Annotated in this window: 16 protein-coding genes and 2 tRNA genes; 1 reads left to right on the plus strand and 17 read right to left on the minus strand. The window is 57.6% G+C overall.

Going from position 1 to position 17,811, the window contains the following annotated elements:
- Window positions 1-179 precede the first annotated feature (179 nt).
- The 14 genes from rpsO to rlmE form a co-directional block, all read right to left on the minus strand.
- A complete protein-coding gene (gene rpsO / locus BLU46_RS12180) occupies window positions 180-449 on the minus strand; it encodes a 30S ribosomal protein S15 (RefSeq protein ID WP_003177875.1) in 270 nt (89 codons plus the stop codon).
- Between the two features lie 115 nt (window positions 450-564).
- A complete protein-coding gene (gene truB, locus BLU46_RS12185) occupies window positions 565-1,482 on the minus strand; it encodes a tRNA pseudouridine(55) synthase TruB (protein WP_003212182.1) in 918 nt (305 codons plus the stop codon).
- A gap of 3 nt (window positions 1,483-1,485) precedes the next feature.
- Window positions 1,486-1,887, minus strand: coding sequence for a 30S ribosome-binding factor RbfA (gene rbfA / locus BLU46_RS12190; RefSeq protein ID WP_017478568.1), 402 nt, complete (start codon window positions 1,885-1,887; stop codon window positions 1,486-1,488).
- A gap of 159 nt (window positions 1,888-2,046) precedes the next feature.
- A complete protein-coding gene (gene infB, locus BLU46_RS12195; RefSeq protein WP_003212186.1) occupies window positions 2,047-4,569 on the minus strand; it encodes a translation initiation factor IF-2 in 2,523 nt (840 codons plus the stop codon).
- 27 nt (window positions 4,570-4,596) lie between these two features.
- Window positions 4,597-6,078 (minus strand): transcription termination factor NusA, encoded by a 1,482-nt coding sequence (nusA, locus tag BLU46_RS12200; protein ID WP_003212187.1) that lies wholly within the window; start codon window positions 6,076-6,078, stop codon window positions 4,597-4,599.
- Window positions 6,079-6,125: 47 nt separating this feature from the next.
- Window positions 6,126-6,584, minus strand: coding sequence for a ribosome maturation factor RimP (gene rimP, locus BLU46_RS12205; protein WP_003235029.1), 459 nt, complete (start codon window positions 6,582-6,584; stop codon window positions 6,126-6,128).
- A 140-nt stretch (window positions 6,585-6,724) separates the two neighbouring features.
- Window positions 6,725-6,801, minus strand: a tRNA-Met gene (locus BLU46_RS12210).
- Window positions 6,802-6,897: 96 nt separating this feature from the next.
- Window positions 6,898-6,983: transfer RNA gene (locus BLU46_RS12215), tRNA-Leu, on the minus strand.
- A gap of 21 nt (window positions 6,984-7,004) precedes the next feature.
- Window positions 7,005-7,388, minus strand: a complete 384-nt coding sequence (gene secG, locus BLU46_RS12220) for a preprotein translocase subunit SecG (protein WP_026078118.1) — start codon at window positions 7,386-7,388, stop codon at window positions 7,005-7,007.
- A 4-nt stretch (window positions 7,389-7,392) separates the two neighbouring features.
- Window positions 7,393-8,148 (minus strand): triose-phosphate isomerase, encoded by a 756-nt coding sequence (gene tpiA, locus BLU46_RS12225; RefSeq protein WP_063033212.1) that lies wholly within the window; start codon window positions 8,146-8,148, stop codon window positions 7,393-7,395.
- 66 nt (window positions 8,149-8,214) lie between these two features.
- Window positions 8,215-9,552 carry a phosphoglucosamine mutase gene (gene glmM / locus BLU46_RS12230; protein ID WP_093201990.1) on the minus strand — a complete coding sequence of 446 codons (1,338 nt, stop codon included), beginning with the start codon at window positions 9,550-9,552 and terminating at the stop codon, window positions 8,215-8,217.
- A 16-nt stretch (window positions 9,553-9,568) separates the two neighbouring features.
- The gene (gene folP / locus BLU46_RS12235) at window positions 9,569-10,420 is read right to left on the minus strand and encodes a dihydropteroate synthase (RefSeq protein ID WP_093201994.1); all 852 of its coding nucleotides are present in this window, start codon (window positions 10,418-10,420) and stop codon (window positions 9,569-9,571) included.
- An 8-nt stretch (window positions 10,421-10,428) separates the two neighbouring features.
- Window positions 10,429-12,339 carry an ATP-dependent zinc metalloprotease FtsH gene (gene ftsH, locus BLU46_RS12240; RefSeq protein ID WP_017478564.1) on the minus strand — a complete coding sequence of 637 codons (1,911 nt, stop codon included), beginning with the start codon at window positions 12,337-12,339 and terminating at the stop codon, window positions 10,429-10,431.
- Window positions 12,340-12,539: 200 nt separating this feature from the next.
- Window positions 12,540-13,190 (minus strand): 23S rRNA (uridine(2552)-2'-O)-methyltransferase RlmE, encoded by a 651-nt coding sequence (rlmE, locus tag BLU46_RS12245; RefSeq protein WP_003212203.1) that lies wholly within the window; start codon window positions 13,188-13,190, stop codon window positions 12,540-12,542.
- Between the two features lie 105 nt (window positions 13,191-13,295).
- On the opposite strand from rlmE, the gene yhbY reads away from it, so the two are divergent.
- Window positions 13,296-13,604 carry a ribosome assembly RNA-binding protein YhbY gene (gene yhbY, locus BLU46_RS12250; protein ID WP_003212205.1) on the plus strand — a complete coding sequence of 103 codons (309 nt, stop codon included), beginning with the start codon at window positions 13,296-13,298 and terminating at the stop codon, window positions 13,602-13,604.
- A gap of 8 nt (window positions 13,605-13,612) precedes the next feature.
- On the opposite strand, the gene BLU46_RS12255 is transcribed toward yhbY, so the two are convergent.
- Genes BLU46_RS12255 through carB form a run of 3 tightly spaced genes read right to left on the minus strand, consistent with a single transcriptional unit; the run spans window position 13,613 to window position 17,740 of the window.
- A complete protein-coding gene (locus BLU46_RS12255; RefSeq protein ID WP_063033215.1) occupies window positions 13,613-14,017 on the minus strand; it encodes a hypothetical protein in 405 nt (134 codons plus the stop codon).
- Window positions 14,018-14,045: 28 nt separating this feature from the next.
- The gene (gene greA / locus BLU46_RS12260; protein WP_003212209.1) at window positions 14,046-14,522 is read right to left on the minus strand and encodes a transcription elongation factor GreA; all 477 of its coding nucleotides are present in this window, start codon (window positions 14,520-14,522) and stop codon (window positions 14,046-14,048) included.
- Window positions 14,519-17,740: a carbamoyl-phosphate synthase large subunit gene (gene carB / locus BLU46_RS12265; RefSeq protein WP_003212212.1), complete on the minus strand. Its 3,222-nt coding sequence runs from the start codon at window positions 17,738-17,740 to the stop codon at window positions 14,519-14,521. Before carB ends, greA begins: the two co-directional genes overlap by 4 nt.
- Between the last annotated feature and the right edge of the window lie 71 nt (window positions 17,741-17,811).

The following is a 17,811-nucleotide window of genomic DNA, read 5'->3' on the forward strand; positions in this document are numbered from 1 at the left end:
TTGTGGCTCTTGGGGAACTTGTCTTCTTGCGAAATTCTTGGGCAATGTCGGGAATCGGCCCAACGCCTGTCCAGGGTAAAACGTGTATCCAGATAAAACTTGAGGCTGGAAGCCTGCCATGGGCCAGCGGGAAACCCACTGACACACGACAGCCAACCAACCTCTAGCGCAATCGCTTATTAGCGACGCAGACCCAGGCGACCGATCAGAGTCTGATAACGACCCAGATCCTTGCCTTTCAGGTAGTCCAGCAGCTTACGACGCTGGTTTACCATGCGGATCAGACCACGACGGGAGTGGTGATCTTTACCGTTGGCCTTGAAGTGACCTTGCAGCTTGTTGATGTTGTGGGTCAGCAGTGCAACTTGCACTTCTGGCGAACCAGTGTCACCAACAGCTTGCTGGTAGTCAGCTACGATTTGAGCTTTTTCTTGAACGTCGAGAGCCATGAGGCAATCCTTTTTTCAGGAAACCACCCAAAGGGCGGTTTCAACAGGCCAGGGACAAATCCCTGTATCTAAAAATGAGTAGTGACCGTGCCTGTTAACAGCCACCCTCGTTCGGTCATTCTGACCGAATCAGTCGACGCGGCGCGATGCGCCCGTCTTCGCTCACTTCACCGATACCGATAAAGCGACCGTTGTGATCTTGTACCCGCACCATACCGAACTTCGGGGCATCCGGTGCACGTACTGGCTGGCCGTTAAGCCAGTAGAACGCGCTGTGCTCCGAAAAGTGCAGCAATGGCCAATCCAGCAAACCGCTGTCCGATGGCATCAGGAAGCGATCAACCGCTTCGTTGCCGCCTTCGGCATGTACGGCTTCCAGCTCTTCCAGCGTGACCGTCTGGGCCAGGGTGAAAGGGCCTGCCTGGGTGCGTCGCAGTTCTGCAACGTATGCGCCACAGCCTAATTGCTCACCGATATCTTCCACGAGGGTACGGATATAGGTGCCTTTGCTGCAGTCCACCGCCAACCGGGCAGTGTCGCCTTCAGCGGCGAGCAATTCCAAGCGCGCAATAGTAACAGAACGCGGTTCGCGCTCCACCACTTCACCTGCACGTGCCAGCTTGTAAAGCGGCTGGCCATCACGCTTGAGAGCCGAGTACATCGGCGGTATCTGACTGATTTGCCCACGAAAAGCAGGCAAGGCCGCTTCGATATCAGCACGACCAACGGTCACTTCGCGAACCTGCAGAACATCACCTTCGGCGTCTGCCGTGGTGGTGGTCTTGCCCAGTTGCATCAGGGTTTCGTAACCCTTGTCGGAATCGAGCAGGTATTGCGAAAACTTGGTGGCCTCGCCGAAGCACAACGGCAACACGCCGGTGGCCAAGGGGTCGAGGCTGCCGGTGTGCCCTGCCTTCTCGGCATTGAGCAGCCAGCGAACCTTCTGCAACGCCGCATTGGAGGTAAAGCCAATGGGCTTGTCGAGCAGAATGATGCCGCTGACGTTACGACGGATACGTTTGACCTGAGCCACCGATTACTCCTTGGCGTCTTCAGGCGTAGCGGAGACCGGGTGCTGATTGTCTTCAGCCACGGCCCGCTCGATCAGTGCCGACAGGTGCGCGCCACGCACGACGCTTTCGTCGTAGTGGAAGTGCAACTGTGGAACGCTGCGCAGCTTCATTTCACGGGCCAACTGCATCCGCAGGAAGCCTGCGGCAGAGTTGAGCACCTTGATGCTTTGCGCGATTTCTTCGCTGCTGTCCTGACCCATCACGGTGATGAAGATCTTGGCGTGACCAACGTCACGGCTGACTTCAACGGCGGTGATGGTGACCAGGCCAACACGTGGGTCTTTTACTTCACGACGGATCAGCTGTGCCAGCTCACGCTGCATCTGATCGCCGATACGTTGGGTACGGCTGTATTCTTTTGCCATGTCTTGTTACCTGTTACTGCCACACGGTGAAACCCGTGGGGTCTGAAAGCGGCAAACGCCCGGCCTGACAAAAGCCAGACCGGGCGTTGCGTTTAGAGTCCGAACACGGCGCCAGGCATTTGCATGCCCGGGCGCCGCGTGGCCCTTGAAGTGCGCGAGTTAGAGGCTGCGAGCAACCTGGACCTTCTCGTAGACTTCGATCTTGTCACCCGCCTTGACGTCGTTGTAGCTCTTGACGCCGATACCGCATTCCATGCCGGCACGTACTTCGGAAGCGTCATCCTTGAAGCGGCGCAGGGATTCCAGCTCGCCTTCGAAGATAACGATGTCTTCACGCAGTACACGGATTGGACGGTTACGGTGCACAACACCTTCGATAACCATGCAACCGGCGATCGCGCCGAATTTCGGCGAGCGGAACACGTCACGCACCTCGGCCACACCCAGGATGTTCTCCCGGACGTCGCTGCCAAGCATGCCGGTGAGGGCTTTCTTGACGTCTTCGATGATGTCGTAGATGACGTTGTAGTAACGCATGTCCAGGCCTTCCTGCTCGACGATCTTCCGTGCGCCAGCATCGGCACGCACGTTGAAGCCGAACAGTACAGCGTTGGAAGCCAGTGCCAGGTTGGCGTCGGATTCGGTGATACCACCGACACCGCCACCGACAACACGCACTTGCACTTCGTCGTTACCCAGGCCGTTCAAGGCGCCGTTCAACGCTTCGAGGGAACCACGAACGTCAGATTTGAGGACGATGTTAAGCGTCTTCTTCTCTGCCTGGCCCATGTTCTCGAAGATGTTTTCCAGCTTGCCGGCGTGAGCACGGGCCAGCTTGACTTCACGGAACTTGCCTTGACGGAACAGAGCCACTTCACGGGCTTTCTTCTCGTCCGACAGCACGCTCATCTCGTCGCCAGCGTCCGGGGTACCGTCCAGGCCGAGGATCTCGACAGGGATGGAAGGACCGGCTTCCTTGATTGGCTTGCCGTTCTCGTCGAGCATGGCACGTACACGGCCATAGTTCGAACCGACCAGGACCATGTCGCCTTGGCGCAGGGTACCGTCTTGAACCAGAACGGTTGCAACCGGGCCACGACCTTTGTCGAGACGCGATTCAACCACAACACCACGACCCGGGGCCGATGGAGTTGCTTTCAGTTCGAGAACTTCGGCTTGCAGCAAGACCGCTTCGAGCAGTTCGTCTACACCGGTACCGACTTTCGCCGAAACCGAAACGAATGGCGTATCACCGCCCCACTCTTCGGAAGTCACGCCGTGAACCGACAGTTCGCTACGGATGCGATCGAGATCGGCGCCCGGCTTGTCGATTTTGTTCACTGCAACAACCAGAGGAACACCAGCGGCTTTAGCGTGCTGGACAGCTTCAATGGTCTGCGGCATTACGCCGTCGTCCGCTGCAACTACCAGGATCACGATGTCAGTCGCCTTGGCACCACGGGCACGCATGGCGGTAAACGCGGCGTGACCAGGGGTGTCGAGGAAGGTGACCATGCCGCGTTCGGTTTCAACGTGGTATGCACCGATGTGCTGGGTGATGCCGCCGGCTTCGCCTGCAGCTACCTTGGCACGACGGATATAGTCGAGCAGCGAGGTCTTACCATGGTCAACGTGGCCCATTACGGTCACGACTGGTGCACGGGAGAAGGTCTCGCCTTCAAACTTCAGGGACTCGGCCAGGGAATCTTCCAGGGCGGTGTCGCTGACCAGGGTCACTTTGTGGCCCAGCTCTTCAGCAACCAGTTGGGCAGTTTCCTGGTCCAGTACCTGGTTGATGGTCGCTGGGGTACCCAGTTTGAACATGAACTTGATGATTTCAGCAGCCTTGACCGACATCTGATTGGCGAGGTCGCCAACAGTGATGGTCTCGCCGATCTGCACATCACGCACGACAGGGCCGGTTGGGCTCTGGAAACCGTGGGCGTTGCGTTTCTTCAGCTTGGCCTTGCCGCGACCACCGCGACGGAAGCTGTCGCTTTCTTCGTCGGTAGTACGTGGAGCAACGCGTGGCGCTGGCGCCTTCTCTTTGACCGAAGCACGATGTGGAGCGTTTTTGCGCTCACCATCGCCACTGCCACGACGATTGTTATCGTCGGCACGTGGTTTGTCCGGACGACGAGGTTCTTCGCGTTTGCGAGCGTCGGCTGCAGGAGCCGGCGCGGCGGCAACCGGAGCGGCCTCACGAACAGCTTCAACAGGCGCGCTAGGCGCAGCAACGGCCTCAGTGTTAGCAGGTTGCGCAGCAGCAGGCTGGCGACGCGCTTCTTCTTCGGCGCGACGCTTGGCTTCTTCTTCAGCCTTCTGACGAGCAGCATTTTCTACTGCGCGACGTTCTTCCAGTTCGCGTTTGCGCTCGGCTTCGATTTCTTCCGGGCTGCGCTGTACGAAGACTTTCTTCTTGCGTACTTCAACGCTGATGCTCTTGCTGCCAGCAACACGCAGGGTGCTGGTGGTTTTGCGCTGCAATGTAATCTTGCGCGGTTCTTCCACTTTCGCCTTGTGGCTGCTCTTCAAGTGAGTCAGCAAAGACTGCTTCTCACTATCGCTTACACCTTCGTCGGCGGCGGTGTGCGGCAGACCTGCCTCACGCATCTGCTGCAACAGGCGCTCTACCGGTGTTTTGACCTCATCGGCCAGTTGTTTCACCGTGACTTGCGTCATGCACTTCTCTCCTCAGGCCGCGCCTAATTACTCGAACCAATGGGCTCGGGCGGCCATGATCAACTTGCCGGCACGATCATCGTCAATGCCGTCGATGTCGAGCAGGTCGTCAATAGACTGCTCGGCCAGGTCTTCGCGGGTAATTACGCCGCGCACCGCCAGTTCCATCGCCAAATCCTTGTCCATACCCTCAAGCGAGAGCAGGTCTTCGGCCGGATGGGCGTCTGCCAGCTTTTCCTCAGTAGCGATGGCTTTAGTCAACAAACGATCCTTGGCCCGAGCGCGAAGCTCGTTGACGGTGTCTTCGTCAAAGCCGTCGATGTTGAGCATTTCTTCCAACGGTACGTAGGCAATCTCTTCCAGGCTGGTGAAGCCTTCATCTACCAGCACCTGCGCCAGGTCTTCGTCGACTTCCAGCTCGTCGATGAAGTTGCGCAGGATGTCACCGGTTTCTGCTTGCTGCTTAGCCTGGATGTCCGATTCAGTCATCACGTTCAGGGTCCAGCCGGTCAACTGGCTGGCCAAACGTACGTTCTGACCACCGCGACCGATGGCCTGAGCCAGATTGTCTGCGCCGACGGCGATATCCATTGCATGGGCATCCTCGTCAACGATAATTGCCGCCACTTCAGCAGGCGACATTGCGTTGATCACGAACTGCGCCGGGTTATCGTCCCACAGGACGATGTCCACACGCTCACCGCCCAATTCGCCCGACACTGCCTGGACGCGCGAACCGCGCATACCAATGCAAGCGCCTTGCGGGTCGATGCGTTTGTCCTTGGAGCGGACCGCGATCTTGGCGCGCGAACCCGGATCGCGGGACGCAGCCATGACTTCGATCAGGCCTTCGGCAATTTCCGGCACTTCTATGCGGAACAACTCGATCAGCATTTCCGGCGCGGTACGCGACAGGATCAACTGAGGGCCGCGGTTCTCGGTGCGGATTTCCTTGAGCAATGCACGCAAGCGCACACCAACCCGGAAAGTTTCGCGGGAAATGATGTCTTCGCGGGCCAGCAACGCTTCAGCGTTGTTACCCAGGTCGACGATCACGTTGTCGCGGGTGACTTTTTTCACGGTGCCGGAGATGATTTCCCCCAGGCGCTCGCGATAAGCGTCAACGACTTGAGCGCGCTCGGCTTCGCGGACCTTCTGCACGATGACTTGCTTGGCAGTCTGTGCAGCGATGCGGCCGAACTCGATGGATTCGATCTTTTCTTCAACGACATCACCGACCTGGGCACCCGGATGCGTTTCAGCAACCTTGCTCGGCCAGGTTTCGATGGCCGGATCATCAAGATCGGCTTCTTCGACGACCGTCCAGCGACGGAAAGTCTCGTAGGCACCGGTGTGGCGGTTGATTTCCACACGCAGATCAACTTCGTCTTCAAAACGCTTTTTGGTAGCAGTGGCCAGAGCCAGCTCCAGCGCTTCAAAAATCACGTTTGCCGGTACGCCCTTTTCATTGGATACCGACTCAACAACCAGCAGTACTTCTTTGCTCATCGTACGCCTCGCCTTTCGCAAGCCATTGGATCCGCGGGATCCGCGTCTCAGTCAAAACTGGGAATAATGTTGGCCTTGTCGATCATATCGATCGGCAACAGGAACTCATGGTCTTCTACCTGCACCACGACGTCCTGCTCTTCTACACCGCGCAGAAGGCCCTGAAAGTTGCGTCGCCCTTCAAAGGGAGAGCGCAGCTTGATCTTCACTTGTTCACCGGCAAATTTTGCAAACTGATCAATAGTGAACAGTGGGCGTTCCATGCCAGGCGAGGAAACTTCGAGGGTGTATTCAACGGAGATCGGATCTTCAACATCCAGGACACCGCTGATCTGACGGCTGACAATGGCACAATCGTCCACCAGCACGCCGCCCTCTTTATCGATATAAACGCGCAACATTGAGTGGCGACCTTGAGCCGAAAACTCAATACCCCAGCATTCATAGCCTAGGGCCACGACCACCGGGGCCAACAAGGCCTGCAACTCTTCTAGCTTGCTCGACACCTGAACCCCCTCGTGCATGTATGTGCATGCTGTGCAAAATAAAAAAATGGGCGAAACGCCCATCCTTGAAACGCCGTCGAACAGCGGCGTTGAAAGTGTCCAGCTAACAAAAAGCCCCTTAAAAGGGGCTCCGCTAAAACTGGTTGCGGGGGCCGGATTTGAACCGACGACCTTCGGGTTATGAGCCCGACGAGCTACCAGACTGCTCCACCCCGCGACAAAGCTGGGGCGGAAGTATACGACCGATCCCTTACAGGGTCAATGTAACCTTCCACCTACAAGAAAGCCCGCAACAGCGGGCTCTCCTGATAATTGGTACCGAGAAGGGGACTCGAACCCCTACACCCTATGGGCACAACCACCTCAAGGTTGCGTGTCTACCAATTCCACCACCTCGGCAATACAGCGTTTACAACCTTCTTACTTCTGCTCTTGAGCTGGAGGTACGTCAGTCGCTGGAGTAGCCGACTTTTGCTCTTGAAGCACCGGGACATCATCAGAAGCCGGTTTTGCTTTTGGTACTTCCAACACTGCTGGGTTTGGGAGACCTACTTGAGTCAGCACATGAGCTTTCTCTTTAGCAAAGTAACCTAACCCCAAGCTGGTTATGAAGAAACCGGCGGCAAGTATAGCAGTAAACTTACTAAGAAAGGTAGAGGAACCTTGGCTTCCGAACACAGTATTTGAAGCACCTGCCCCGAAAGACGCACCAGCGTCCGCACCTTTACCCTGCTGCAGCAAAACCAGAGCAACTACGCCCAGTGCACCCAGCAGATGAAAAACAACGATGACTGTTTCCAGCATTTTTTCAGTTTCCCGCGGCGCGACAAATCGCACCGAACTCATCTGCATTCAGGGAAGCTCCACCAATGAGCCCCCCATCGATATCCGGCATGCCGAACAGTTCGACCGCATTGGCCGCCTTCACGCTGCCGCCGTATAGAAGCCGCACACCTCGTGCGACCTCAGAATTCTCTGCCGCCAACTGCGCGCGGATGGCTGCGTGCACATCCTGCGCCTGTTGCGGTGAAGCAGTCAGCCCGGTACCAATGGCCCAGACCGGCTCGTAAGCGATTACTGCATTTGCAAAGGCACCGACTCCCAGCTCCTCGATGATGCTGCCCAGCTGACGCCCGACAACCTCAAGAGTTTTACCGGACTCACGCTGTTCAAGGGTCTCCCCTATGCACAACACCGGAATCAAGCCACAAGCCTGTGCCGCTGCGAATTTGCGATTGAGTGTCCCATCACGCTCGCCCATGATCTGGCGGCGCTCGGAGTGCCCAACAAGCACCAGGGAACAACCTGCATCAACCAGCTGACTCGGTGCAATCTCACCGGTCAACGCACCTTGCATGGATTCCACCGCAGAGTTCTGCGCGCCGACCTGGATCGACTTGCCTTTCAAGCCATCAATCACTTGATTGATATACAAGCAAGGCGGGAATACCGCGACATCAACACCGCTAGGCAAGGCCAAGTGACGAAGGCCATTGATCAGCTCAGCGACACTGGCGCGGGTACCGTGCATCTTCCAGTTACCAGCTACCATAGTGCGACGCATGCTGTACCTCGTCGGTCAAAGTGGGCGCAGATGTTACCCAACCACATCATCACTGGCAAGCCGAATTCAGGCGCAAACTTCAGTTACCAGTTTTGCCAGCTCTTCGGCATAGCCGCGAACCTGTGTTTCGTCCTCGCCTTCGACCATGACACGCACCAGAGGCTCTGTGCCCGACTTGCGCAACAAGACCCGGCCACGACCCGCCATGGCGGCAGTGACGCGCTCGCTGGCCTCTTTCACCGCAGGATGCTCGATAGGGTTGTCACCACCTGCAAAGCGCACGTTGAGCAGTACTTGAGGGCACTTGCGCAGCGCCTGCCGTGCCTGGGCCAGGCTTTCTTCGCGACGACGCAGCGCCAGCAGCACCTGCAGCGCCGCGATGATCGCATCCCCGGTAGTCGTGTGCTGGAAGCAGACGATATGCCCGGAGTTTTCACCACCCACCTGCCAATTACGCTCCAGCAGATCAGCGATCACGTAGCGATCACCGACATTGGCGCGCACAAACGGAATACTCAGATCTGCCAGGGCCAGCTCCAGGCCAAGATTGCTCATCAGGGTGCCGACGACACCGCCTTGCAGCTTGTTACGCTCGTGCAAGTCGCGAGCAATGATGAACAACAGGTCGTCGCCATCAACGATTGCGCCCGTATGGTCGACCATCAATACCCGATCACCATCGCCATCGAACGCGATACCCAAGTCGGCATGCTCAGCCAGGACAGCCGCCTGCAATTGCCCCATATGGGTCGAGCCGCAATTGTCGTTGATGTTCAAACCATTGGGCTGAGCCGACAGCACAGTAACGTCTGCGCCAAGCTCCTTGAACACACTCGGCGCTACTTTGTAGGTCGCGCCGTGAGCACAGTCGATGACGACTTTCAGCCCGGCAAAATTGGTACTGCTTGGCACGCTGCTTTTGCAGAATTCGATGTAACGACCAGAGGCGTCGTTAATCCGCGAAACCTTGCCCAGCTTGCTCGACTCGACGACGGTCATCGGCGCATCGAGCAATTCTTCGATCATGTGCTCAATCTCGTCCGGCAGCTTGGTGCCCTGGCCCGAGAAGAACTTGATGCCGTTGTCATCGTGAGGATTGTGCGAAGCGCTGATCACGATACCGGCCTCAGCGTGAAAGGTACGCGTCAGGTAAGCGATCGCTGGCGTAGGCATCGGCCCCAACAACATCACATCAGCGCCGGCAGCGGACAGCCCTGCCTCCAGCGCGGACTCAAACATGTAACCCGAGATACGCGTGTCCTTCCCCACCAGAATGCGGCAGGCACCCATGCTGCGGAACGCCATCCCGGCGGCCCAGCCCAGCTTGAGCATGAAATCGGGAGTAATCGGGAATTCGCCAACCCGACCGCGAATGCCATCGGTACCAAAATACTTTTTAGTCATAAGTGCTCCATCATTCTTATTCGGCTGATTCAACCGCTGCGATCATCCGCACTACATCTATCGTCTCGGCCACGTCATGGACGCGCAAGATACGTGCACCCTTGACCACAGCAAGTGCCGCAAGTGCCAGGCCGCCATGCAGCCGCTCACCCACCGGACGATTCAACGCCAGACCTATCATGCTCTTACGCGAAACCCCGACCAACAAAGGGCGACCAAGGGCATGCAGGGATTCCATATGCTTGAACAGGCTTAAATTGTGCTGCAAGGTTTTGGCAAAACCAAATCCCGGATCGAGGATTATCCGCTCGGGGGCAATCCCCACTGCGGCGCATTGAGCCATGCGCTCGACAAGGAAATCTTTCACTTCACCGACCAGGTTGTCGTAATGCGGGTCGTCCTGCATCGTGCCCGGCTCACCGAGCATATGCATCAGGCAAACCGGCAACCCCGTTGCGGCAGCTGCATCCAGAGCACCATCACGCTGCAGGGAGCGCACATCGTTGATCAACCCTGCACCCAGCCGCGCGGTTTCACGCATGACGGCCGGTGTCGAGGTGTCGACAGAAATGATGACATCAAGCTCTCGATGGATGCGCTCGACAATCGGCGCTACACGCTCCAATTCCTCAAGGGGAGAAACCGCGCGAGCCCCGGGACGGGTCGACTCGCCGCCCACGTCAATCAAGGTCGCCCCGGCAGCCACCATGGCTTCCGCATGGCGCAACGCAGCATCAAGCTGACTGAAGCGACCGCCATCGGAAAAGGAGTCAGGGGTAACGTTAAGAATGCCCATCACGTGCGTACGGGCCAAATCAAGAACCCGGCTGCCGCAAGGCAACCGGGTCGAGGACAACGCAGAAGTCATTTCAAACCTTAATGGTCAGCAGCCGGGCCGCCGATTGGGGCTTCAGGGCGTTCGTTCTGTACCACTGGAGGCGTGCCCGAAGTACCCGAACCACCTTCCCAATCGCGAGGCTCGCGAGGCGTACGGCCGGCCATGATGTCGTCGATCTGATCGGCATCAATGGTCTCGTACTTCATCAGGGCGTCAGCCATGGCGTCGAGCTTGTCGCGGTTATCGGTGAGGATCTGCTTGGCCGTACCGTAGCACTGGTCAATGATGCTGCGCACTTCGGAGTCGATCAGCTTGGCTGTCTCACCGGAGAAGCTGGCAGCTTGACCGCCACCACCGCGACCCAGGAATACTTCGCCTTCTTCCTCGGCATACATCAAAGGACCGAGTTTTTCCGACAGACCCCACTTGGTCACCATGTTCCGTGCAATCTGGCTCGCACGCATGATGTCGTTGGACGCGCCGGTGGTAACACCATCAAAGCCCAAGGTCATCTCTTCCGCGATCCGGCCGCCATACAGCGAGCAGATCTGGCTGATCAAGGCACGCTTGGAGAGGCTGTAGCGATCCTCTTCCGGCAGGAACATGGTGACGCCCAGCGCCCGGCCACGCGGAATGATCGATACTTTGTAGACAGGGTCATGCTCAGGCACGACGCGACCAACAATGGCGTGACCAGCCTCATGATAGGCAGTGTTCTGCTTCTCTTTCTCGGACATGACCATGGATTTGCGCTCGGCGCCCATCATGATCTTGTCTTTCGCCAGCTCGAACTCTTTCATTTCAACAATGCGCTTGCCGGTACGGGCAGCGAACAGCGACGCTTCGTTCACCAGGTTGGCAAGGTCGGCACCGGAGAAGCCTGGAGTACCACGGGCAATCACGGCCGGAGCCACGTCGTCGCCCATTGGCACTTTGCGCATGTGCACTTTCAGAATTTGTTCACGACCACGGATGTCCGGCAGACCGACCACAACCTGACGGTCGAAACGGCCCGGACGCAGCAGCGCAGGGTCGAGCACGTCTGGACGGTTGGTTGCGGCGATTACGATGATGCCGTCATTCATTTCGAAACCGTCCATCTCAACCAGCAACTGGTTAAGAGTCTGCTCACGCTCATCATGACCGCCGCCCATGCCGGCGCCACGATGGCGACCAACGGCGTCGATTTCATCGATGAAGATGATGCACGGGGCGTGCTTCTTGGCCTGTTCGAACATGTCGCGAACACGGCTGGCACCGACACCGACGAACATTTCGACGAAGTCGGAACCGGAAATGGTGAAGAAAGGTACTTTGGCTTCGCCGGCAATGGCCTTGGCCAACAGGGTTTTACCGGTACCTGGCGGGCCAACCATCAGCACACCGCGAGGAATACGACCACCCAAGCGCTGGAACTTGCCCGGATCACGCAGGAATTCAACCAGTTCGCCCACTTCTTCCTTGGCTTCGTCGCAACCGGCAACGTCAGCCAGGGTAGTTTTCACTTGGTCTTCGGAGAGCAGGCGCGCCTTGCTCTTGCCGAAACTCATCGGCCCGCCCTTGCCTCCCGCACCACCTTGCATCTGGCGCATGAAGAACATGAACACGGCGATGATCACCAGGATCGGGAAGCTGGCCACCAGAAGCTGGGTCCAGATGCTCTGCTGCTCAGGCTGCTTGCCTTCGACGACTACGTGGTTATCCACCAGGTCGCCGATAAGGCCATTGTCCTGGATTGCCGGACGGATGGTCTTGAAGCTGTCGCCATCGTTGCGTTTGCCGGTAATCACGTAGCCATCAACTGCTACGCGCTCGACCTTGCCATCCTTAACTTGCTGGATGAAGTCGGAATAGTTGAGGGTCTGCGGCTCGTTAGGGCTGGAGAAGTTGTTCATCACCGTCACGAGGACAGCCGCGATGATCAACCACAGGATCAGATTCTTTGCCATATCGTTCAATTAACTACCCTCTGAAGCAAGCTCCGCTACTGGCGCGTGCTTCGCATGATATTCACCGGCCTAACTTACTACATTACCTACAACTCTGGCAGGCGCCGTCTGTAACCCTTTGTGAAACTTTGACTACACAATATTCGTAAAGCTTCGTGACGAAAGCGATATAAAAAAACCTATCGCCTCCGTCAAATTTCTCAAAAACGCTCTTCACTGGCAGCGCCTTCAATGCCACGGAACCCGCGACCCAGCAAATACTGCTCACGGGACCTGTCCCGGGAAGAGTCAGGCTTGCGTGTCTGTACCTTGTCGAACAGCTTGCGGATGTTCTTGTGATACTCGTCGAAGCCTTCACCCTGGAAGACCTTGACCAAGAAGTCACCACCCGGACGCAGTACCCGTCCCGCCAGATCCAGTGCCAATTCGCACAGGAACATGGCTCGCGGCATATCAACAGCCGGTAATCCACTCATATTGGGGGCCATATCGGAAATCACAAGGTCTACCTGCGAATTTCCGACGGCTTCCAGGATCTGTGCCAGTACTTCATCCTGGGTAAAATCGCCGTGAACAAAGGTCACGTCGGGGATGCTGTCCATTTCCAGAATATCGGAAGCGATCAAACGACCTTGCCCACCAATCAGACGACTGGTCACCTGGGACCAGCCACCCGGGGCGGCACCCAGGTCGATAACACTCATGCCAGGACGGATCAACTTGTCCTTTTCCTGGATCTCCAGCAGCTTGTAGCTGGCCCGGGAACGGTAGCCATCCTTTTGCGCCATTTTGACGTAAGGGTCGTTGAAATGCTCTTGCAGCCACTTAAGGCTAGTTTTGGAACGGGCCACGGGCCACCTCGAAAATAAAACGGGTCGTGATTAACTGGGCGGTCCCGGACTCGCTCGGGTAAACTGGCCGCCGCTTTTTACAAGATCAGACGCAGGGGTCAGATTATGCCGCTCACTCAAGAGCAGAAGAAACAGTACAAATCCATTGGCCACCATCTGAAACCAGTTTTGATTGTGGCTGACAACGGTTTGACTGAAGGTGTGTTAGCCGAACTTGAACGCGCATTGGGCGATCACGAGCTGATCAAGATCAAGGTCAGCATCCTTGATCGCGAGGCGCGCCTGGCAGCCATTGCAGAACTGTGCAAGGCTGGCAAAGCGGACCTGGTTCAGGTCATCGGCAAGATGGCACTGCTGTATCGCAAGAACTTCAGCGCCAACAAGCAACTGTCGAACGTACACCGCTTCAAGTGAAACAAGGGTCAAGGGCGTGTTTCGCACGCCCTGCCACTCCATCCTGGCGCCGGCTGTACAACCAGCACCAATCCGGAAAACCCTAGCACAAGATAGCTGAACAGCTGCCAGCGCAACGCTTCCGGCAGAAAGATGCGTACCACGCAAAACATCGCGCACGCATACAGCGCCATCAACAGCAGTTGCCCGCGAATATCCCGCCACATACTCTCCAAGCCTTCGGCCTTGATCAGCACCAGCGCCTGAAGCGTCACGCACGCCGCTGCAAAACCCACCAGCAACGCGCTTAATAATCCGCTGACCTCATCGATCAGCAACGGTGCCAGGCCAATCAGGCCCAGCGCCGGCAGTACACCAATATGTAACAGCCATAGGCCGCCAACCCAAAGCATCTGGGCAAACTGCCAAAGCATGGCGCCCGCACGAAGCGGGCGCCGTCTTTCAGATGTGACGAACTTCGACAATCTCGTACTCGATCACGCCACCAGGCGTCTTGACGGCCACCACATCGCCCTCTTCCTTGGCAATCAAGGCGCGGGCCAGCGGCGAACCGACGGAGATCTTGCCGAGTTTGAAGTCGGCCTCGTCTTCACCCACGATGTGGTAAACCACGCTTTCGTCAGTCTCGACGTTGGCGATTTCCACGGTGGTGCCGAAAATCACCTTGCCGGTATGCGGGATGGTCGTGACGTCGATAACCACCGAGTTCTGCAGGCGGCCTTCGATGTCACGGATCCGCGCCTCGACCATACCTTGCTGCTCGCGGGCAGCATGATATTCAGCGTTTTCCTTCAGATCACCCAATTCCCGGGCCGTACCGATGTCCTGGCTCAGCTTCGGACGGACGACCTTGGTCAGGTGGGCGTGTTCTTCTTCCAGGGCTTTTGCGCCCTGAACGGTCATTGGGTATTTGATCATGCCTTCAATCCTGCGTGTAGATCCTGCAAGCGACGCACGGTTTTTTCAGGACCGAACTTGAGCGCCTCGCAGATAGCTTCGCCAGCAGCAATGGTAGTGGTGCAGTAGATCTTGTGCTGCAAGGCGTTACGACGAATGGAGTAGGAGTCCGCGATCGACTGACGACCTTCAGTGGTGTTGATGATCAGGGTGACTTCGTCATTCTTGATCATGTCGACTACGTGTGGACGGCCTTCCGTCACCTTGTTCACGCGACGTACTTTCAGGCCGGCAGCCTCGATCAGCTTGGCGGTCCCGGCAGTAGCCACGACTTCGAAGCCCAAGTTGATCAGATCACGGGCCACGCCTGCAACCAGTGGCTTGTCATCATCGCGCACGCTGATGAACGCAGTACCGCCGGTCGGCAGCACTTCGCTGGCGCCCATCTGGGCTTTGGCGAATGCTTCACCGAAGGTATCGCCCACGCCCATCACTTCACCGGTGGACTTCATCTCTGGGCCCAGGATCGGGTCCACGCCAGGGAATTTGGCGAATGGGAACACCGCCTCTTTCACACTGTAGAAGTTCGGAATGATTTCCTTGGTGAAACCGATTTCCTTCAAGGTCTTGCCAGCCATCACACGGGCAGCAATCATCGCCAGGGAAACACCGATGCACTTGGAAACAAACGGCACGGTACGCGAGGCGCGCGGGTTGACTTCGATGACGTAGATGTCTTCGCCTTGCAGCGCCAACTGTACGTTCATCAGGCCGACCACGCCCAGTTCCAGGGCCATTTTCTTGACCTGTTCGCGCATCTCGTCCTGGATGTGCGCAGGCAGCGAGTATGGCGGCAGCGAGCAAGCGGAGTCACCGGAGTGAACGCCAGCCTGTTCGATGTGCTGCATGATCGCGCCGATCACCACGTCGGTGCCGTCGCAGACCGCATCCACGTCCATCTCGATGGCGCAATTGAGGAAGTGATCCAGCAGCACCGGGCTGTCGTTGGACACTTTTACCGCATCACGCAGGTAACGCTTGAGTTCGTCTTCTTCGTAGACGATTTCCATCGCCCGTCCGCCCAGTACGTAGGACGGACGCACCACCAGCGGGTAACCGATCTTGCTGGCTGCGCGGATCGCTTCGTCTTCGCTGCGCACAGTGGCGTTTGGCGGCTGACGCAGGTTCAGGCGCTCAACCATCTGCTGGAAGCGCTCACGGTCTTCAGCACGGTCGATAGCGTCAGGGCTGGTGCCGATGATCGGTACGCCAGCAGCTTCGAGTGCGCGAGCCAGTTTCAACGGGGTTTGGCCGCCGTACTGGACGATCACGCCTTTTGGCTTCTCGACGCGGCAGATTTCCAGTACGTCTTCCAGCGTTACCGGCTCGAAGTACAGACGGTCGGAGGTGTCGTAGTCGGTGGAAACAGTTTCAGGGTTGCAGTTGACCATGATGGTCTCGTACCCGTCTTCGCGCAGGGCGAGAGCGGCGTGTACGCAGCAATAATCGAACTCGATGCCCTGGCCGATACGGTTTGGACCGCCACCCAGGATCATGATTTTGTCGCGGCCCGACGGCGCTGCTTCGCACTCTTCCTCGTAGGTGGAGTACATATACGCGGTGTCGGTGGCGAACTCGGCCGCGCAGGTATCAACGCGCTTGTAGACCGGGAAGATATCCAGCTTGTGGCGATGGGTGCGCAGGTTCTTCTCGGTCACGCCCAGCAGCTTGGCCAAACGCATGTCGGAGAAGCCTTTGCGCTTGAGGCGGAACATCAGGTCGCGGTCGATGGAGGACAGACCGAGGGTCTTGACCTTCTCTTCTTCCTTGATCAGATCTTCGATCTGTACCAGAAACCACGGGTCGATCATGTTCATGCCGAAGATGTCTTCGACGGTCATGCCGGCGCGGAAAGCATCGGCCACGTACCAGATACGCTCTGCACCCGGCACGGTCAGCTCGCGCTTGAGCACGCTCATGCTTTCCGGGTTGCTCAGGTCGAGTTTCTCATCCAGACCGCAAACGCCCACTTCCAGGCCGCGCAGGGCTTTCTGCAGGGACTCCTGGAAGGTCCGGCCGATGGCCATGACTTCACCGACCGACTTCATCTGAGTGGTCAGGCGGGCGTCGGCTTTCGGGAATTTCTCGAAAGCGAAGCGTGGCAGCTTGGTGACGACGTAGTCGATCGACGGCTCGAAGGACGCCGGTGTTGCACCGCCCGTGATTTCGTTCTGCAGCTCGTCCAATGTGTAACCGATCGCCAGTTTGGCAGCGATGCGCGCAATCGGGAAGCCGGTAGCTTTCGATGCCAGCGCCGAAGAGCGCGATACACGCGGGTTCATCTCGATCACAACCATACGGCCAGTGTCCGGGCAGATGCCGAACTGGACGTTGGAGCCACCGGTTTCCACGCCGATCTCACGCAATACCGCCAACGAGGCGTTACGCATGATCTGGTATTCCTTGTCCGTCAGGGTCTGTGCTGGCGCAACAGTGATCGAGTCACCGGTGTGCACGCCCATCGGGTCAAAGTTTTCGATGGAGCAGACGATGATGCAGTTGTCCTTCTTATCGCGGACAACCTCCATCTCATATTCTTTCCAGCCGATCAGGGATTCGTCGATCAGCAGCTCTTTGGTCGGCGACAGGTCCAGGCCGCGGGCGCAGATTTCTTCGAACTCTTCACGGTTGTAAGCGATACCGCCGCCGGTGCCGCCCATGGTGAAGGACGGGCGGATGATGCACGGGAAGCCCAGGCGTTCGAGGACCGCGTTGGCCTCTTCCATGCTGTGGGCGATACCGGAACGCGGGCAGTCAAGGCCGATGGACTTCATGGCCTTGTCGAAACGCGAACGGTCTTCAGCCTTGTCGATGGTGTCGGCATTGGCGCCGATCATCTCTACGCCGAACTTCTCCAGGACGCCTTCGCGCTCCAGGTCCAGTGCGCAGTTCAGGGCAGTCTGGCCACCCATGGTTGGCAGCAACGCGTCCGGACGTTCTTTCTCGATGATCTTGGCAACGGTCTGCCACTTGATCGGCTCGATGTAGGTGGCGTCGGCCATGTCCGGGTCGGTCATGATGGTGGCCGGGTTGGAGTTCACCAGGATGACGCGGTAACCCTCTTCGCGCAGGGCTTTACAGGCCTGGGCGCCGGAGTAGTCGAATTCGCAGGCCTGGCCGATCACGATCGGGCCAGCGCCGAGAATCAGGATGCTTTTTATGTCTGTACGTTTTGGCATGGGTTTGTCACTCAAATCCGCAGGTCAGTCGGCAAGCCGTCTTGAACAATCTTTGAAGAGCCCGAGGGGGC

The sequence above is a fragment of the Pseudomonas yamanorum genome, from assembly GCF_900105735.1.
GTDB classification, from domain to species: Bacteria; Pseudomonadota; Gammaproteobacteria; order Pseudomonadales; family Pseudomonadaceae; genus Aquipseudomonas; species Aquipseudomonas yamanorum.

Bases quoted from the DNA above. Each gene is read 5' to 3' on its own strand.
- rpsO (WP_003177875.1), bottom strand. From the start codon at position 449: ATGGCTCTCGACGTTCAAGAAAAAGCTCAAATCGTAGCTGACTACCAG.
- rbfA (WP_017478568.1), bottom strand. From the start codon at position 1,887: ATGGCAAAAGAATACAGCCGTACCCAACGTATCGGCGATCAGATGCAG.
- infB (WP_003212186.1), bottom strand. From the start codon at position 4,569: ATGACGCAAGTCACGGTGAAACAACTGGCCGATGAGGTCAAAACACCG.
- nusA (WP_003212187.1), bottom strand. From the start codon at position 6,078: ATGAGCAAAGAAGTACTGCTGGTTGTTGAGTCGGTATCCAATGAAAAG.
- secG (WP_026078118.1), bottom strand. From the start codon at position 7,388: ATGCTGGAAACAGTCATCGTTGTTTTTCATCTGCTGGGTGCACTGGGC.
- tpiA (WP_063033212.1), bottom strand. From the start codon at position 8,148: ATGCGTCGCACTATGGTAGCTGGTAACTGGAAGATGCACGGTACCCGC.
- glmM (WP_093201990.1), bottom strand. From the start codon at position 9,552: ATGACTAAAAAGTATTTTGGTACCGATGGCATTCGCGGTCGGGTTGGC.
- folP (WP_093201994.1), bottom strand. From the start codon at position 10,420: ATGACTTCTGCGTTGTCCTCGACCCGGTTGCCTTGCGGCAGCCGGGTT.
- ftsH (WP_017478564.1), bottom strand. From the start codon at position 12,339: ATGGCAAAGAATCTGATCCTGTGGTTGATCATCGCGGCTGTCCTCGTG.
- yhbY (WP_003212205.1), top strand. From the start codon at position 13,296: ATGCCGCTCACTCAAGAGCAGAAGAAACAGTACAAATCCATTGGCCAC.
- BLU46_RS12255 (WP_063033215.1), bottom strand. From the start codon at position 14,017: ATGCTTTGGCAGTTTGCCCAGATGCTTTGGGTTGGCGGCCTATGGCTG.
- greA (WP_003212209.1), bottom strand. From the start codon at position 14,522: ATGATCAAATACCCAATGACCGTTCAGGGCGCAAAAGCCCTGGAAGAA.
- carB (WP_003212212.1), bottom strand. From the start codon at position 17,740: ATGCCAAAACGTACAGACATAAAAAGCATCCTGATTCTCGGCGCTGGC.